Consider the following 15292-nt stretch of genomic DNA (forward strand, 5'->3'; position numbering starts at 1 on the left):
TACAAGACACAAAAATCAAATATTCGTCATCCTATCAACGCCTTATGCAAAAGCTCGGCGAGTTGCTTAGCAAGAAACGGAGGGACGGCGTTCCCTACCTGCACATATTGCTGAGTCCTGTTACCAAGAAACAGGTAGTCATCCGGGAAAGTCTGCAAACGTGCCGCTTCACGTAGTGTAAGGCTCCGGCATTGCACCGGATCCGGATGAATAAAATAGTGTCCGTCCTTCGCAATGTGACTGGTGATGGTGGTCGACGGCTCGCCAGCAAGCTGAACCCTGAAACGATCGTTGAATATTCCACTATCCCAGTTCCGATGGTTTGGGCGCAGTAAATCCGGGAAGTCGCCAGCCTTTGGTGAAAAGCCGTGAACCCGGCCAAATGCTGCGGCAAAGAGATACCTTCCAAGGTCGGAGACCATGTGACTCCGAGTTTCGTGTTGGGCAACAACTCGCATTCCGGGTCGTTCTATCCACTGTAGAACAGTCTCGTTTGAGCCTCCATAAGCGTTTGGAAGGTTCGCGGATTGCCTCTCCAATTCCCCGATGGCATCGAGGTTATGGCGGACGGTTGAAAGCTCTTCTCTTAGATCATCTGAGTGCGTCATCAGAAGGTCCACGGCATCGGCCACCGCCTGACGCCAATCAATGAAGGCATCACTTTTACTGCGACTTATTCCGCTCCTCAGCGGTGTCAGGTTCCCAATCACCCCCTCGACCGTAGCGGTTCCAGTCGGTGTGGAAATCCTGGCCGTAGTCGCACCCGCAGCCATGTCTGAGCGAACACCGATGATAATGACGCGGTGCCGGCGCTGAGGCACCCCGAACCGCTCGGCACATACAACAAAGTCGGACGGTCTTGTTACGGGCACGAGGGAGGCGCTTCCCGCATCTTGGTGTACGGCAAACAGCTCGTACACGTGTCCGCGGCCTCGCCCGACCGACGCCAGATCCTCCATCAACATCTCGAAAACCAATCGGCTTTCGACCGAGGACGACAGCATGCCCTTCACATTTTCCATCACGAAGGCGGCTGGCCTCAGGCGATCGAGGACCCCAATGTACTCCCGGAAAAGATAATGACGATGATCCTCTTCGGGGACGTAACCTTCCTTGCCCCGCGAACGTGCCCTGCCTACCAAGGAATAGGCCTGACACGGGGGGCCACCAATCAAAACAGTATCATCAAATGAACGCAGCGCGGCGATTGATTGGTCTATCGCATCGGTCGCAGCCTCAGTGCCGAGTTCGAGACACCGCGCCTCTTTCGCCGCCCGTCCGAATATCTGCGGGTCAAGTTCCGACCAGTCTGGCGCACCATGCTGCCCTGCATGAAACCCAATATACTCCTCCGGTAACCTGCCATGCTTTCTCCGATAGGCGCGAAGGAACGACCGCAGACGGAGAGTGGAATGAGCGGAGCTTTCCTTTTCCACGGAGATGCCGAGATGGAACGGCGCATAGCCGTCTGTCTCGAGAGAGGCGAAGCCTTCACCAAGGCCCCCCGGGCCGGCGAAGAGATCAACTATTCCGAATGTCGATGGCAACTTTAAGCTCCCGAGAGAATCTACAGCGGGTGTATACTAATTGTAGCGGTGAATGCCAGGAGCCCCATGACCGACGTTGTAGACAAGGAAAAGCGCTCGCAGATGATGGCGGCGATTAAGGGCAAGAACACCAAGCCCGAGATGAGTCTGAGGACCGAGCTGCATCGATTGGGCTTCCGCTACCGGCTCCATTCCAAGCTGATGATTGGACAACCAGATCTTGTCTTTCCACGGTTCAGGGCTGCCGTTTTCGTGCACGGATGTTTCTGGCATAGGCATCCGAAGTGCCGCCACGCAACCACCCCGAAGACTCGCGAAAGTTTTTGGTTCAACAAGTTTCAATCAAACATCAATCGAGATGGTGTTGTGCGCAAGCGCCTGCTCGCAGAAGGCTGGCGTATTGCTGTCGTATGGGAATGTGCCTTGCGGCGTAAAGGATCAGCACAGATTGCGGCTTCCCAACTCGCCAAGTGGCTCGAATCAGATGTTCCCGAACTCGAAATCGGTGACACCTAGCGGTAGTGCCGACGTTACAACGCCGAGAGTGCCCATATTTCGAGATTCCTCTGCAAACGCCGTTATCCGGAGTAATGGGGGGAGTAGACATCGATTGATCTAACGCCGTTTGCGAAGCGCTGACGCGCTCCGCGTGTTCAGCATGGCATCACAGGGTCAATGAGGCCTTCATGCTGCCAGAGGGAGCGCTAAGTTCAGACGCCGAGATGGCGCTTGGTCCGAAACGGCCAGAGACCCGTCTTGTATTTCGTGGCCAACTCCCAGAACACCGCTTCTACCTGGTTCGTTTTGAACCCCTGCCTGTTCAGATCTTTGATCAGAGATTCACAGATCTTGCAGAGTGCCGTCTCAGGTTCTGCCTGCCTCTGGGCAACTGTTATCATCTGCCAGAGCAGCACGCGCGCCAAGTCATCGCGGGTAGGGCGACGGTTCTCCTTGGCCTGATCTCGGACGGCCTGCTGTCTTGCGGCCTGCTCGGCCAATCTCTGCTTCTTTGTTTTTCTCATAACTTTTCTCCTTGTCGGTTGAGCCATGAGTCTGAGCGGCCGGCCTGCAAGGAACAAACGACGTGACATTGCGCCGGCCGTTTGACGCCAAGCCTCGACAATGTCGGCAATGCGAATGCAGAGGACAGCGTCAATCCAGGCATTGGCTGGCCAGACGGCCAGAAGCGACTGGTGGCGGCAACATACGCCCCCTTGCTCATTGAATTCGCCGATCAGTCGGCACAGCCAATATCCGCTCTCCTGTACAAACGCTGTTTGTGCAGGAATCGCGGAATTCCAGTTTGGAAACGAGGATTTCGGCTTCGGAATCGCGTCAGCATAAATTGAGATGATTTATCCTGATGTCTTTCGATTTGCGGGCAAGCTGTCCTGCATTGACCTGACTTGCCGACAAGTCAGGTCAACTTGCCCGCACGGGGTTTCAGCTCAGGTTGGCTTCAATACAGGTGCTGACAACGTCGGCTGGCATCCCAGCAAGGGAGGCGACCCTTCCTTGAATCGCCAGGATGTTAGGCGACGCAGCATCCCCAGCGCCGCTATCAACCGCCCGGGACGCACGGACACGTCACGCCGTTTGCCCCGGAATCGTTTGATCGGCTTTCGGAAACGGCAATCCCGCCTTCAGACTCGCCGTTTCCTTATTCAGCAACACTTTTCTTGAGCTAGGAATCGCAAAAATGGAGCCACGCAACGCCGATCTGGAGACAGGAATCGGAGTGGCGCCACTCAGAATCGCCGAATCTGACGCCGTGACGGGACGCTCGCGGCTTCTTGCACCCGAGACCACGACAAATTGTGCAAGCCTCTGGATCATGTGATCGCCTGTCATGACCCCCAGCTCAGCCAGCTCCCGGGCCATTGCCTCCAGAAACGCCTTGTGTGTCTCGAGCACTCCGAGCGCTACCGCTTCTGCCCATTTCAACCTGGCCTCCACTCGCTTCATCAGGTCATTGTCCTGTAGCATCTGTTGTTCTGCGAGTGCCGGACGGCGGTAGATCAGCGTCTCGACGTCCGAGAAGCCAAGCTCTGTCTCCGCGGAAAGTGCATCGGTGGTGGCGCGGGCAAGATCACTTTCCGGATGCCCACCCGATCCTGCCAGAACCGCACCAAAGATGAGCTGTTCTGCGACACGCCCGGCAAGCAGACAGGCCATCTTGCGTGTTAGCCAGTTTTCCGTCTGCGGTTCGTCAGTCCGGAACGTCACAACCACCTGCCCGAGCCCTCCTGCCGTTCCGTCAAGGCTCACGCCGACGGCCAGTGTCTGGACCTCGCCGATACCAAGCATCGTGTAGGCAAGCGCATGGCCGACTTCATGGACCGCAATCCGATAGCGATGCTCCGGCGTCATCTGACGCCTTTCGGACAACAGCGCTGTTTCCAGATCAGACCAGGTGATCGGGCGCTGTTCGCGCCGTGCTTTTTGCCTGACTTCCCGGATCAGTCTCTCGATATCGGCTCCGGTCCTTCCGGTTGCAAGCAGCGCCAAACGCTGGAGCGAGATCAGATCTGTCGTTTCCTCGTTGTGATCTCGACCGCCCCCATGTCTGGCTCTTTCCGATCGCATGGACGTGGAGGTATGTGCGGCATCCTCGATCAGCTCATTTCCAATCATGCCGTGGTCTCCTTCCTGTTCAAAGTCGTCAGTGCGCCGGTTTCAACATTCTCAGTCGCGTCATCGCCGTCCCGTTGTTGCGATCTGCCAGAGTTATCGAAGCTTCGGCTGCCTGCTCCGTCGTTCACCTGCGCGCAGTACCGTTTGTTGCTGTCGAGGCCCTTGTCCGGATCGAGGTCCGGACGCACATTGAGGTCCCCGCTCTGGTCATGGTCCGATTCCAGGTCCACGGCTGACTCCTCGCCGGGACGCCCGCCCCAATCCGGAATGTCGTCCATTTTAACCGGAGCCGTCTCGATGACCTTCGCGAGATCTGTCCCGAGATGATGCGCCAGGATCCCGGTCAAGGCTTTCAGATCCGGTTTCGGAATCTCGATATGACGTTCAAGCCGTCCCGAGCGCAGAAGTGCAGGATCGATCTTGCCGGGGAGATTTGTCGCGGCAACGATGATGACGCCCTCAGTTTTTGCGGCACCATCGAGGAGTTCGAGCAGGCGATTGACCACAGACGACCAGTAATCGTCGTGCTTCCCGCTACGGCCCGAACCGCCTCCCATACGCGAGCCAATGTTGTCGATCTCATCGATAAAGAGAATGGCGGGTTTGCGTTCGCTTGCGAGCTTGAAGACCCCAGCCATCGCCTGCAGCACGTCGCCAAGATAGGACGCTTCGAGCCAGCGCGCGACCGAGGTAGCGAGCAGCGGCACTTGCAGAGAATTGCACAGCGCCCTCGCAAACGTCGTCTTTCCTGTGCCGGGCGGTCCAGAGAGCAGCAGACGCGTGCTGAGCTCGCTCCAGTCAAGCGCCCCATCTCTCCAGAGCCGGAGGTCGGATTTGAGATCCGTGGCCCAGTTCGTCGCCTCGCCGTAGCCGTGAAGCGTTTCGACCCGGAGAGGCCTGACACCGCGCTTTGCGATGGCACGGCTTGCCGCACTGGTCGGAGCTTCGTCGACTCGCTTTTCAGCCTGTTGCGACTGGCTCTGATCTGGTGTCTGGTCAGAAGGCTCATTGTCCGTTGATGCCAGTTGCTCGGCATCCTTCGGAGTGTTGGGATCAATCCCGGTTCCGGTTTCAGCGTCGCTTCTGGCATTGGCATTGATATCGGCTCCGGCCACAGTCGGCTGTGCCGTTTCTGTTTCGGCCTGCTGCTGTGGTTCCGGCATGATCACATCGACCATGTCCGTTACCGGTGGCACGGCCTTGTCCCTGTTCTTGTCTCCCGCTTTCTCTTTGTCGCGGCCATGGCTCTTGTCACCGCTGCGGGCACTCTTGGCGTTCTTGCCGCTTTCGCCGTCAGCATTTTCGGCCTCCGCCCGTTCGACAATCGCTTTGAATGCGGAAATAATTTCCGCAAGCGACTTTCCGGGCCTGGCGACCAGGACCACGTCGTCGAGATGCAGATCGACAAGCGTCAGGCGCTGCTTGTTCATCTCGGCAAGCGCGTGCTTCGGCACGATGCCGCAACATATCTGCAAAAGCTCGGCCATCAGCGTTTGGTCAAGATGAGGACCCTCCAGCACAAGGTCAGCGGAGCGCAATACGATATCCGGCAGTTCGCCATCTGTCTGATCAATGACAAGAACGGCCGTAGCGGGTTGTCCCTGGACGGCGTCGCTCAGCATTCGGCTGAGAGACCGCTCGCCGATCGAGGGGATCTGCTTGCCTGCAAGGACCAGGATATCACGCCGGGATTTTTCATCGCGGCGGGATCCAAGATCATCGGCAATGCCGCCAAAGCGGACGAGATCCTTGATCTTCAGTCTGAACGGCATGATCAGCCCGTCCTCCAGAACACGACCGCAATGACGCTCGAACCCCGGGACAGGCACCTTGAGCACGATGAGGGGAGCCGGCCGATGCAAAACGCGCCGCAGTTTGTCCCGATCCCTGACGCTCGAGCCGACGGCACGGGCAATCATCAATGCAATCGCGACTTCCGAGGATTTCGGCGGTGGCAGAAACGCGCGAAGACGTGCCAGTGCCTGCTGCTGAACTCTAATTCCACCAGTCTTGTTCATCATCTGTTGTCCCGCAGACGGCTCCGTCGCCGAGCGAGTTGACGATGGCGAGGATGATGTTGACTTTGACGGCGACGGCGAGCGTTTCGTCTTCGGCTCGACAGCCCAAGGCTCCGATCCGTGATCCGCCGCCTGCTCATGCTCGGACACGGGCATTGACCGCAGACGCTTGGACAGCAGCACCTGCTCATCCAGGCGAGACGATTGAAGCAGTGCGACAAGCTCCGGCGTTGCTCGCCAGGTCGTACCCAAGCATGGGTCACCTGCAATTGCCGTTTCGTCGAGAAGACCAGCAATGGCGGCCCAGTGATAGAGATCGAGCACCGCCTGGCGGCGGATGCGCCGAAGGAAGAAACGGGTGAGACGATCTGTGACCTGTTCCATCACACGCCCTCCGGCATCAAACGCGCCGATTTCCATTTGCCACTCAGCCAGTCACGCAGCATCAGCGCTTCAGGCTCGCCTGCGTCACAGAGCATCTGCAGATCGCGCTTCAGGGACGGTCGCAAGACGCTCATGTCGATGCCCTTCGCCTTTGCCCGGCGAATGATTTTTCGGCGCAGAATGGCCGCCGCAAGTCCTGGGCGGAGGCGGGGCTCAAGAACGGCCATGTCTGGTGCTGTGTCCGGAGCCTGAGCAATACAGGCAGGCGCAGAGATCACGACCGGGTCTGACGCTGACACAAGATCAGGCACAGAAGTCGAGACCGTGTCAGAAGCCGAAGCCGACGTCGCGCTAGCTGCAGCATCTGGCGTAGGCAAGGGTCTCAGGCCTAGCCCTTCCAGCCAATCCCGCACCATAAGCGCCGAGGGATCGCCAAGGTCGCAAAGCGTCTGCAACTGATTACGGATCAGTGTCGGGATGCTGGACATGGCAATGCCGCGTGACCGTGTCCAGTGAATGCATTGTGCCACGACAAAAGCCGGATCCGGCTTTGAAGGCGCAACCGTTCGGAGCTTGCGGAAGGCTCGCAATTCGATCGGCTCGTAGGGGATTGGGGATGGTGCCGTAGGTGTCGACAAGTCCGATGGCGACGCAGAAGACATGAATGTTGCCTTGGGCGAAGACACTCTGCCGACCGACGTGTCTGTCACAGACACGCCCGCATCCGCAGCCTTCAACGTTTCGGCAGGTGACACCGTTTTTCGGGAGACCGAGGGTTTCTTCGGGGCTGGGCGTGGCTTGCGACCAGGCTTCTGTCCGACGGGCACACGGATGGGGAAAGGGATGATGGTGGCTGTCTGCTGTTGCGACATGACATGTTTCTCCTCTGCCGCTGCATTCACAGATGCGCGGTCATGAATGGGAATGGATCGATGAACGGGTGATCGAAGAGCCGGCACACAGTGCCGGCCAATCTCAGGCGGGTACGGCTTGCCGTAAGCCCGGCAGGCTGGCAAAGCCAATCCGCACCTGCGGCCGGTCGGGGTGCACGGCAGCATCCGATATTCGGGATGAACGATTGTCGGCCCTCAGCCGCAAACCTTCCGGCTCCGGCGTATCGACCCATGGCGCGGCTCCGACGCGTCGATCCTGCTCTGACAGCGTCTTGTATTGAGCTTCAGCCGAACGTGCCTGTTTCCAGTTCTGCTCGATGCCCTGCTGGAAGGATCGGCGCAGATAAGCAATGGCTTTGCCTGCGCCCTCGATCGACAGCAGATGATCGAGATCGGCGACGGGCCAGATGCCCGTCGGGGTATCACGGTTGGCATTCTGCGCATCGAGAATGACGACCTGCACTTCCCCGGCAACCAGCCGATGATGCTCGCGATAAAGAAGATCCGGTACCGTCAGAGCTCCGGCCAGCATACGGCGTTTCAGGTCCTGGAGCCGGGGAGCGTCGTAGGAACTCAGACTGCGCTTCACGTCGACGACGTAAGCGAGCCTGGTCTTCTTGTTCACGATGATCAGGTCAGGCGTGTAACCCCGCCGGCCGCCTGCGTCCGCATCCAGTGTCAGTGATGCATAGTTACGAGGATCATTGCGCTCGACGACATCAAGCGCTGCCTTGGTCACCGGAAGCCGGATGTTTTCCGTAAGCACTACGAGATCGGGATTGAGACCAGCGATCAGGCCAATACCGCGCTCGATCAGACGGCCCTCGGCTGCCGGCACAGTGCGCAGGAGACAAGAGACATCGGCGAGACCTGACGACAGCGCCTCAAGCAGCGCCGTCGTGCTGAAGCTCGACGACAGCACGGAATGGCACAGCCCATCGAGTTTCGGGTGCAGCACCTCTGGATCGACGGCATACAAAAAGGTTGGCGCGGAAGCCGCACCGGAATGAAGATCAGTCATGTGAGAATCCTATTGTTGATCGACAGCCAGAGACAATCATGGTCAGCTGAGGACGCCGTCCGGCGCGCTCGACCATGACAATTGCCAGCGATGTCGATGAGGGTGCGATCAGACGTCCAAAGACGCCGCCGGTGAACCGGATGCGACAAATGACACGAGGCCAGCCGTCACAGCGCGAACGGAATCGTCGCCTGGACGATCACCAACATCAGGATCAACAGGATCCGACACATAGAAAGCTTCCACCGGGGAAGCGAAGCGGGTAAGGCTCTTCATAGCCCAAGTCCTTCTAGTCCAAGGTTGCGGGTCAGGCCCTCGTTCGGTGTTGGTAGCACCGGCGGGGGCCGCTTAAGTTCCGGAGAAGATTACGTTTCTCCGATACACTCCACAGATAGCCCGGAGCACCGTGTCCGGCAAGGTCGAAAGAACGTACCCGGAACAGAGAGCTCCGCTATGGTTAACGGTGCACGCGTCGGGACGAGGCAATAGGGCTTGGTTTCACAGGCACAAAACGCAAAAAGGCCCCGCACGCATGCAGGGCCTTCAGGGTTTGATGATCAATCGCGGCATCAGGTCTCGACCGACTTGAGCTCCTCGGCCGGTACCGTGTCGATCGGATCCAGCGGCGGCGCGGCAACAGTAATTCTGTCGTCATCAGCCGCAACTTCTGCTGATTGCGTTACCTCGCGTTCAGCGACGACAGTCGTCGTTTCTGCCTGGCTTGTTGATCCAATAAACGTCTCTGGAAGAGGATCGCCATGGACGGCAAACTTGAGAAGTGGCAAGACTTCATCTTGCAGCCACGGCACAAAATCCGAGCGAACAGGCCATTTGTCTTCAAATGCCATCAAGTGCAGCAATCTCTGAACGCGGCCCCAGGGTGTGTCCTCAGGCAAATGTCCAGGATAAAGCCGGGTCTGAATCTGAAGCGTCATCGGCGACGCAATCACATCGATCAATGTGCTGGCATCGCGGCATTCCTGGAGGATGGATATCCTCAAGTGGCTCTTGATGACCGATTTTCCGAGCTCCAACGGCTGGAGTGCGAGTTCAACTTCCCTCAGGATACTTGCCATCAGCTTTCTGAACTTCGCCATGTCGTGAGCAATCTTTGCCTGAACCACTGCCTGCAAACCGACTTCACCACCGATGAGAATTGCTGACTGCGATTTCTTCTCGGCCCTATTCTGTATACCGAGCAAGGATCTGATCTGCGTACGATTGAACCGCTCACCATGACCAATGCGGTCGGCCAATTGCGACACCGCCTGAGGCTCGCCCTTGGCCAGCTCAAACAATTCAGTTGTCGCCAACCCGGCATTAACAAGCACCTCGCGATGCTCCGAAAGCCGCTCATGCACAAGAATAAAGTTCCACGCCGAACGAACGGTGTACCTTGAGACCCCCTTCAGCCACTTGCCGAACTCTTTCTTCGCAAGTATCGCCTTCGCCTCCGCAAAGCACTTCCCATAAATGAAGGCGCACTCAGTAGACGATATGTTTGCCGAGACGACCATATCGGCAATTTCGTCCAGCCGTCTCTGCTGCTCTTGATTGACGGCGGCCTCGTCCCCTGCGTACATCACCAGCGCTGTGCTGGCTTTACCCTCGTGTAGGCCATTCATCGTTATGTTTTCATCTTTACGCTTTCGATTTTTCAATGTTCTAACTCCACGGCACCATTGCCGTTTAAACATGGTCAGAGCAAAATCTCCTTCTGTCAACATTTGAATTTCAATTTAATCTCATTCATGACAACATGAACGACGTCTTTAAGGACACTATACGCATGCCATGGGTTTCCAACTTCGCTCTTAGGTTATTATTCCAATTCCGTATTTTCGATACTTGCGATGACGGAATATCATCCCATATTTTCGCTGTCGAAGACGCGCTGGTCGCGCGGGAAGGCTGTTGAACCGCCTCTTCCGGCGTGCATTTGACACCCAGCATGCGCATGCACGGACACTTGATCACGAGCAGCCCGGACATCCGCGCACGCCCGGTTTAAGCACGTATTTTTTTAAACGGAATTATCATGAGCAAGAATGTCATCATCTACGCACGCTACTCGACGGATCGGCAACACGATGTATCGATCGAAACGCAGATCGAACTCTGCAAGAGTTTCATCTGCGATCGCGGCTGGCATCTCATTGCAACATTTTCGGATGAAGCAATCAGTGGAACGACGTATCAACGCCGCCCGGGGATTCAGCAGGTCCTCGATCGGGTCAAGAAGCGAGACGCCAATGTCATTCTGTGCGTTACTGTCGACCGCATTTCACGCGATCCGGAACATGGAAACGGCTTTCTGAAGCGCCTGCGCTACAGCGACTGCGAGCTATGGACAGTCCACGGCGGCACGAAAGTGACCGATATCGAGATGGGACTGCGCGTGACGCTCAGCCATGAGTTGATCGACCAGATCCGCTACAGGACCCGGGAGGGAATGAAGACGGCAGTTCGTAAGGGCAAGTCAACGACGTGTCTGGCGTATGGCTACAAGATCAAACTGGAATACGATGCCAAGGGTGAACGAATCCCCGGCCTCCGCGAGATCGATGAAGAGCAAGCCAAAATCGTGAAGCTGATCTTTCAACGATATGCCGACGGAGTCTCACCGCGCGACATTGCGGTCGAGCTTAACCAGCAGGGTATCACCGGCCCCCGCGGATCAACCTGGCGTGACACCGCTATTCGCGGACACGTTGACCGCGGGACTGGGATCTTGAACAACGAACTTTATCTCGGCAGAGCAGTCTGGAACCGGCGCGAATATCGAAAGAACCCGGACACCGAGCGGCGTGTTGCCCGTCACAATGAACAGGCTGAATGGGTTGTCGATGAACGGCCCGACCTCCGCATCATCTCCGATGAGCTTTGGGCCAGGGTCAAACGTCGGCAGAGTCAGGTTCTGGAGGAATTCCAACGAACGACAACAAATCATCTTAACCGCTCGCACCGTGCATCTTACCTGCTCAGCGGCATTCTCGAATGCGCAGAGTGCGGAGGGCCTTACGCGATTATGGCGAAGGACCGCTATGGATGTACGAACCACAAGAAGAAGGTGCCGGTTGCCGAACTTGACGGTGCGTGCTGCAGCAATCAGAAGACGATCCTACGAAAGGAGCTTGAAGACCGGGTGATCACTTGTGTGCCGGTGGCGTTCCTGCATTTCGACGCATTCGAGAAGATCGCCGATCGTGTTCTCAAGAAGCAAATGGCCAGGCACAAGGCAGGGGTATCCACCACGGCGGAATTTGAAGCAAAACTTGCTCAGATCAAGAAAGACCAGCAGGCTATCATCGCCCAGATTTCGCAAAGAGCCGCCGAAGGCCGTCGTCCGCTTTCAGCTCTGGACGACATGCTCGACAAACTCGAGGAACAGAAAGAAGAACTGGAGAATGTTCTTTCTCGGGCAAACGACGACCTGACGAAAATGAGCGATGAAGACCGCTTGAGGCAACTCCGCAAGGAGATCAATCCCGAGACCGTGGAGACGATCATCAATACAGCAATCTACCTTGCGCGTGACCATGCCGATACCGCGACAAAGCAACCCTTCATCGACATCATTCGGCAATTGGTTCAGAAAGTGGTGATTGCCAGCACACCGGGCAGGCAACCGCCGGCGCTGGAAGTCCATGGCCGCATCGCCTCGATCCTCGCCGCCATGGAAGCGGCGCAGATGATGGAGACGCGCTTCAGGTCGATGGTCGAGCAGGACGTCCTTGCCCGAGAACTCTCTGGCGAGGTTGACACGGAGGACAAAAAGCAAAAGCTCCTGGCGGGTTACGCCGAGGAGCTTTCGAGGAAACAACTTGAATGGCAGCAGATTCAAGTCTCAGTGGTTGCGGGGGCAGGATTTGAACCTGCGGCCTTCAGGTTATGAGCCTGACGAGCTACCGGGCTGCTCCACCCCGCGTTATGTTTGAGCCAGTGTCTGGCGTTGTTGCCAGATGACCGGGTGCGTAGCCCGGTCTTTTTTATTCGTCCTTCCTCGGTCACTTTCGTTCCCTGCGGCGAGGACCGGGGCTGCTCCACCCCGCGCCAAGAGCGTCTCGGGAGTATTGAGACGCTTGAGAGACTGTATCAAGCAGAAAGGGCCGCTTGGATAGCGGCCCGATGTTTCCGGCTTGGGCCGAGTATCTGTGCTTGAGAAGATTATGATTGCCTTTAGCAGACCTGGCAGCGACCTACTCTCCCGCGTCTTGAGACGAAGTACCATTGGCGCTGGGGCGTTTCACGGCCGTGTTCGGAATGGGAACGGGTGCAGCCACCCCGCCATAACCACCAGGTCAGCTAAGGGCAATCATTGAGAAGCTGGTACAGACATTCGCCTGTTTTCCTTATTGAACACGTCTTTTCTCTGCCATCGTCTGCCTGGGACTACCCATACAGGCCGATAGGCCGTCGCGCCTCGTGGCGCGGCCCGTCCGGAGCGCGAAGCGCGTCAGGACAGAAGAGAAGCATCATCGGCGCTGCAAGCAGCGCTGATGAGCACAAGCAATGAGAACGATCAAGCCAATCGAGCTATTAGTAACGGTAAGCTTCACACATTGCTGCGCTTCCACACCCGTCCTATCAACGTGGTCGTCTTCCACGGCTCTGATAGGGAATACTCGTTTTCAGGTGGGTTTCCCGCTTAGATGCCTTCAGCGGTTATCCCTTCCATATATAGCTACCCTGCTATGCCCTTGGCAGGACAACAGGTCCACCAGAGATATGTCCATCCCGGTCCTCTCGTACTAGGGACAGATCCTGTCAATATTCCTACACCCACGGCAGATAGGGACCGAACTGTCTCACGACGTTCTGAACCCAGCTCACGTACCGCTTTAATTGGCGAACAGCCAAACCCTTGGGACCTGCTCCAGCCCCAGGATGCGATGAGCCGACATCGAGGTGCCAAACAACCCCGTCGATATGGACTCTTGGGGGTCATCAGCCTGTTATCCCCGGCGTACCTTTTATCCGTTGAGCGATGGCCCTTCCACACGGGACCACCGGATCACTATGACCGACTTTCGTCTCTGCTCGACTTGTCAGTCTCGCAGTCAGGCGGGCTTATGCCATTGCACTCGACGACCGATTTCCGACCGGTCTGAGCCCACCATCGCGCGCCTCCGTTACTCTTTCGGAGGCGACCGCCCCAGTCAAACTACCCACCATACACTGTCCCGGATCCGGATGACGGATCGCGGTTAGACATCCATGACGATAAGGGTGGTATTTCAAGGATGGCTCCACTCAAACTGGCGTCCAAGCTTCAAAGCCTACCACCTATCCTACACATGCCGACACGAATGCCAGTGTAAAGCTATAGTAAAGGTGCACGGGGTCTTTCCGTCTGACCGCAGGAACCCCGCATCTTCACGGGGAATTCAATTTCACTGAGTCTATGTTGGAGACAGCGGGGAAGTCGTTACGCCATTCGTGCAGGTCGGAACTTACCCGACAAGGAATTTCGCTACCTTAGGACCGTTATAGTTACGGCCGCCGTTTACTGGGGCTTCGATTCAAAGCTTGCACCTCTCCTCTTAACCTTCCAGCACCGGGCAGGCGTCAGACCCTATACGTCGTCTTGCGACTTCGCAGAGCCCTGTGTTTTTGATAAACAGTCGCTACCCCCTGGTCTGTGCCACCCCATCTGACTTGCGTCAAAAGGGGTCACGCTTCTTCCGAAGTTACGCGTGCAATTTGCCGAGTTCCTTCAACATAGTTCTCTCAAGCGCCTTGGTATACTCTACCTGACCACCTGTGTCGGTTTCGGGTACGGTCTATACGGTGGAGCTATTTCCTGGAACCGCTTCCTCGCCCATTCAATCCAATAAGAATGAACAAGTTACGCAATCCGTCACTACCACCAGGCCCACGAATATTAACGTGGTTCCCATCGACTACGCATTTCTGCCTCGCCTTAGGGGCCGGCTAACCCTGCTCAGATTAACTTTAAGCAGGAACCCTTGGTCTTTCGGCGAGAGGGTCTCTCACCCTCTTTATCGTTACTCATGTCAACATTCGCACTTCCGATACCTCCAGGGCCCCTCACAGGTACCCCTTCACAGGCTTACGGAACGCTCCGCTACCACGTATCTTGCGATACATCCTCAGCTTCGGTGCATGGCTTTAGCCCCGTTACATTTTCGGCGCAAAGACCCTTATTTAGACCAGTGAGCTGTTACGCTTTCTTTAAATGATGGCTGCTTCTAAGCCAACATCCTGGTTGTTTTGGGATCCTCACATCCTTTCCCACTTAGCCATGACTTGGGGACCTTAGCTGGAGGTCAGGGTTGTTGCCCTTTTCACGACGGACGTTAGCACCCGCCGTGTGTCTGCCGACTAGTACTCCTCGGTATTCGGAGTTTGGTTAGGATCAGTAAGACGGTGAGTCCCCATAGCCCATCCAGTGCTCTACCCCCGAGGGTATTCGGTCGACGCTCTACCTAAATAGATTTCGCGGAGAACCAGCTATTTCCGAGTTTGATTGGCCTTTCACCCCTAGCCACAAGTCATCCCAATCTATTGCAACAGATGCGGGTTCGGTCCTCCAGTTGGTGTTACCCAACCTTCAACCTGCTCATGGCTAGATCACTCGGTTTCGGGTCTAATGCAACTAACTCAATCGCCCTGTTCAGACTCGCTTTCGCTGCGCCTACACCTACCGGCTTAAGCTTGCTAGTTACACTAAGTCGTTGACCCATTATACAAAAGGTACGCAGTCAGCCTTGCGGCCTCCTACTGTTTGTAGGCATCCGGTTTCAGGTTCTATTTCACTCCCCTTGTCGGGGT

General features: G+C 56.7%; 10 protein-coding genes, 1 tRNA gene, 2 rRNA genes and 1 pseudogene (1 of these 14 only partly in view). 2 read left to right on the top strand and 12 right to left on the bottom strand.

Annotated features, from left to right (window positions below):
- Window positions 1–26 precede the first annotated feature (26 nt).
- Window positions 27–1547 carry a DNA cytosine methyltransferase gene (locus FE840_RS00650; RefSeq protein WP_138288005.1) on the bottom strand — a complete coding sequence of 507 codons (1521 nt, stop codon included), beginning with the start codon at window positions 1545–1547 and terminating at the stop codon, window positions 27–29.
- A 66-nt stretch (window positions 1548–1613) separates the two neighbouring features.
- Here FE840_RS00650 and FE840_RS00655 point away from each other — a divergent pair, with 66 nt between their 5' ends.
- Window positions 1614–2063 carry a very short patch repair endonuclease gene (locus tag FE840_RS00655; protein ID WP_138288006.1) on the top strand — a complete coding sequence of 150 codons (450 nt, stop codon included), beginning with the start codon at window positions 1614–1616 and terminating at the stop codon, window positions 2061–2063.
- 194 nt (window positions 2064–2257) lie between these two features.
- Here the strand turns inward: FE840_RS00655 and FE840_RS00660 are convergent, their stop codons facing one another.
- The 7 genes from FE840_RS00660 to FE840_RS00690 form a co-directional block, all read right to left on the bottom strand.
- Entirely contained in the window at window positions 2258–2569 is a 312-nt protein-coding gene (locus FE840_RS00660; RefSeq protein ID WP_138288007.1) for a hypothetical protein, read from the bottom strand.
- A 565-nt stretch (window positions 2570–3134) separates the two neighbouring features.
- Window positions 3135–4181: an ATP-dependent metallopeptidase FtsH/Yme1/Tma family protein gene (locus FE840_RS00665; RefSeq protein WP_138288008.1), complete on the bottom strand. Its 1047-nt coding sequence runs from the start codon at window positions 4179–4181 to the stop codon at window positions 3135–3137.
- A complete protein-coding gene (locus FE840_RS00670) occupies window positions 4178–6583 on the bottom strand; it encodes an ATP-binding protein (RefSeq protein WP_246318811.1) in 2406 nt (801 codons plus the stop codon). The genes FE840_RS00665 and FE840_RS00670 overlap by 4 nt, the downstream gene beginning before the upstream one ends.
- The gene (locus tag FE840_RS00675; RefSeq protein WP_138288009.1) at window positions 6583–7455 is read right to left on the bottom strand and encodes a hypothetical protein; all 873 of its coding nucleotides are present in this window, start codon (window positions 7453–7455) and stop codon (window positions 6583–6585) included. Before FE840_RS00675 ends, FE840_RS00670 begins: the two co-directional genes overlap by 1 nt.
- Before the next feature lie 103 nt (window positions 7456–7558).
- Window positions 7559–8497: a hypothetical protein gene (locus FE840_RS00680; protein WP_138288010.1), complete on the bottom strand. Its 939-nt coding sequence runs from the start codon at window positions 8495–8497 to the stop codon at window positions 7559–7561.
- Between the two features lie 108 nt (window positions 8498–8605).
- Window positions 8606–8773 (bottom strand): hypothetical protein, encoded by a 168-nt coding sequence (locus tag FE840_RS00685; protein WP_171033731.1) that lies wholly within the window; start codon window positions 8771–8773, stop codon window positions 8606–8608.
- Between the two features lie 293 nt (window positions 8774–9066).
- Window positions 9067–10158 (bottom strand): hypothetical protein, encoded by a 1092-nt coding sequence (locus FE840_RS00690; protein ID WP_171033732.1) that lies wholly within the window; start codon window positions 10156–10158, stop codon window positions 9067–9069.
- 377 nt (window positions 10159–10535) lie between these two features.
- Here FE840_RS00690 and FE840_RS20815 point away from each other — a divergent pair.
- A pseudogene (locus FE840_RS20815) lies at window positions 10536–11588 on the top strand (recombinase family protein); the annotation flags it as partial.
- Between the two features lie 261 nt (window positions 11589–11849).
- Here the strand turns inward: FE840_RS20815 and FE840_RS20820 are convergent.
- The 4 genes from FE840_RS20820 to FE840_RS00710 all read right to left on the bottom strand — a co-directional run.
- Window positions 11850–12146 carry a hypothetical protein gene (locus FE840_RS20820; protein ID WP_246318812.1) on the bottom strand — a complete coding sequence of 99 codons (297 nt, stop codon included), beginning with the start codon at window positions 12144–12146 and terminating at the stop codon, window positions 11850–11852.
- Between the two features lie 202 nt (window positions 12147–12348).
- Window positions 12349–12425 (bottom strand) — tRNA-Met (locus FE840_RS00700).
- A gap of 258 nt (window positions 12426–12683) precedes the next feature.
- Window positions 12684–12798 (bottom strand): 5S ribosomal RNA (gene rrf / locus FE840_RS00705).
- 217 nt (window positions 12799–13015) lie between these two features.
- Window positions 13016–15292: ribosomal RNA gene (locus FE840_RS00710) — 23S ribosomal RNA — on the bottom strand; it runs 603 nt beyond the window's last position.

It is taken from the genome of Peteryoungia desertarenae, assembly GCF_005860795.2.
Classification (GTDB): Bacteria; Pseudomonadota; Alphaproteobacteria; order Rhizobiales; family Rhizobiaceae; genus Allorhizobium; species Allorhizobium desertarenae.

Coding starts and splice junctions, on each gene's coding strand:
- FE840_RS00655 (WP_138288006.1), top strand. CDS start 1,614: ATGACCGACGTTGTAGACAAGGAAAAGCGCTCGCAGATGATGGCGGCG.
- FE840_RS00660 (WP_138288007.1), bottom strand. CDS start 2,569: ATGAGAAAAACAAAGAAGCAGAGATTGGCCGAGCAGGCCGCAAGACAG.
- FE840_RS00665 (WP_138288008.1), bottom strand. CDS start 4,181: ATGATTGGAAATGAGCTGATCGAGGATGCCGCACATACCTCCACGTCC.
- FE840_RS00670 (WP_246318811.1), bottom strand. CDS start 6,583: ATGGAACAGGTCACAGATCGTCTCACCCGTTTCTTCCTTCGGCGCATC.
- FE840_RS00675 (WP_138288009.1), bottom strand. CDS start 7,455: ATGTCGCAACAGCAGACAGCCACCATCATCCCTTTCCCCATCCGTGTG.
- FE840_RS00680 (WP_138288010.1), bottom strand. CDS start 8,497: ATGACTGATCTTCATTCCGGTGCGGCTTCCGCGCCAACCTTTTTGTAT.
- FE840_RS00685 (WP_171033731.1), bottom strand. CDS start 8,773: ATGAAGAGCCTTACCCGCTTCGCTTCCCCGGTGGAAGCTTTCTATGTG.
- FE840_RS20820 (WP_246318812.1), bottom strand. CDS start 12,146: ATGGACTTCCAGCGCCGGCGGTTGCCTGCCCGGTGTGCTGGCAATCAC.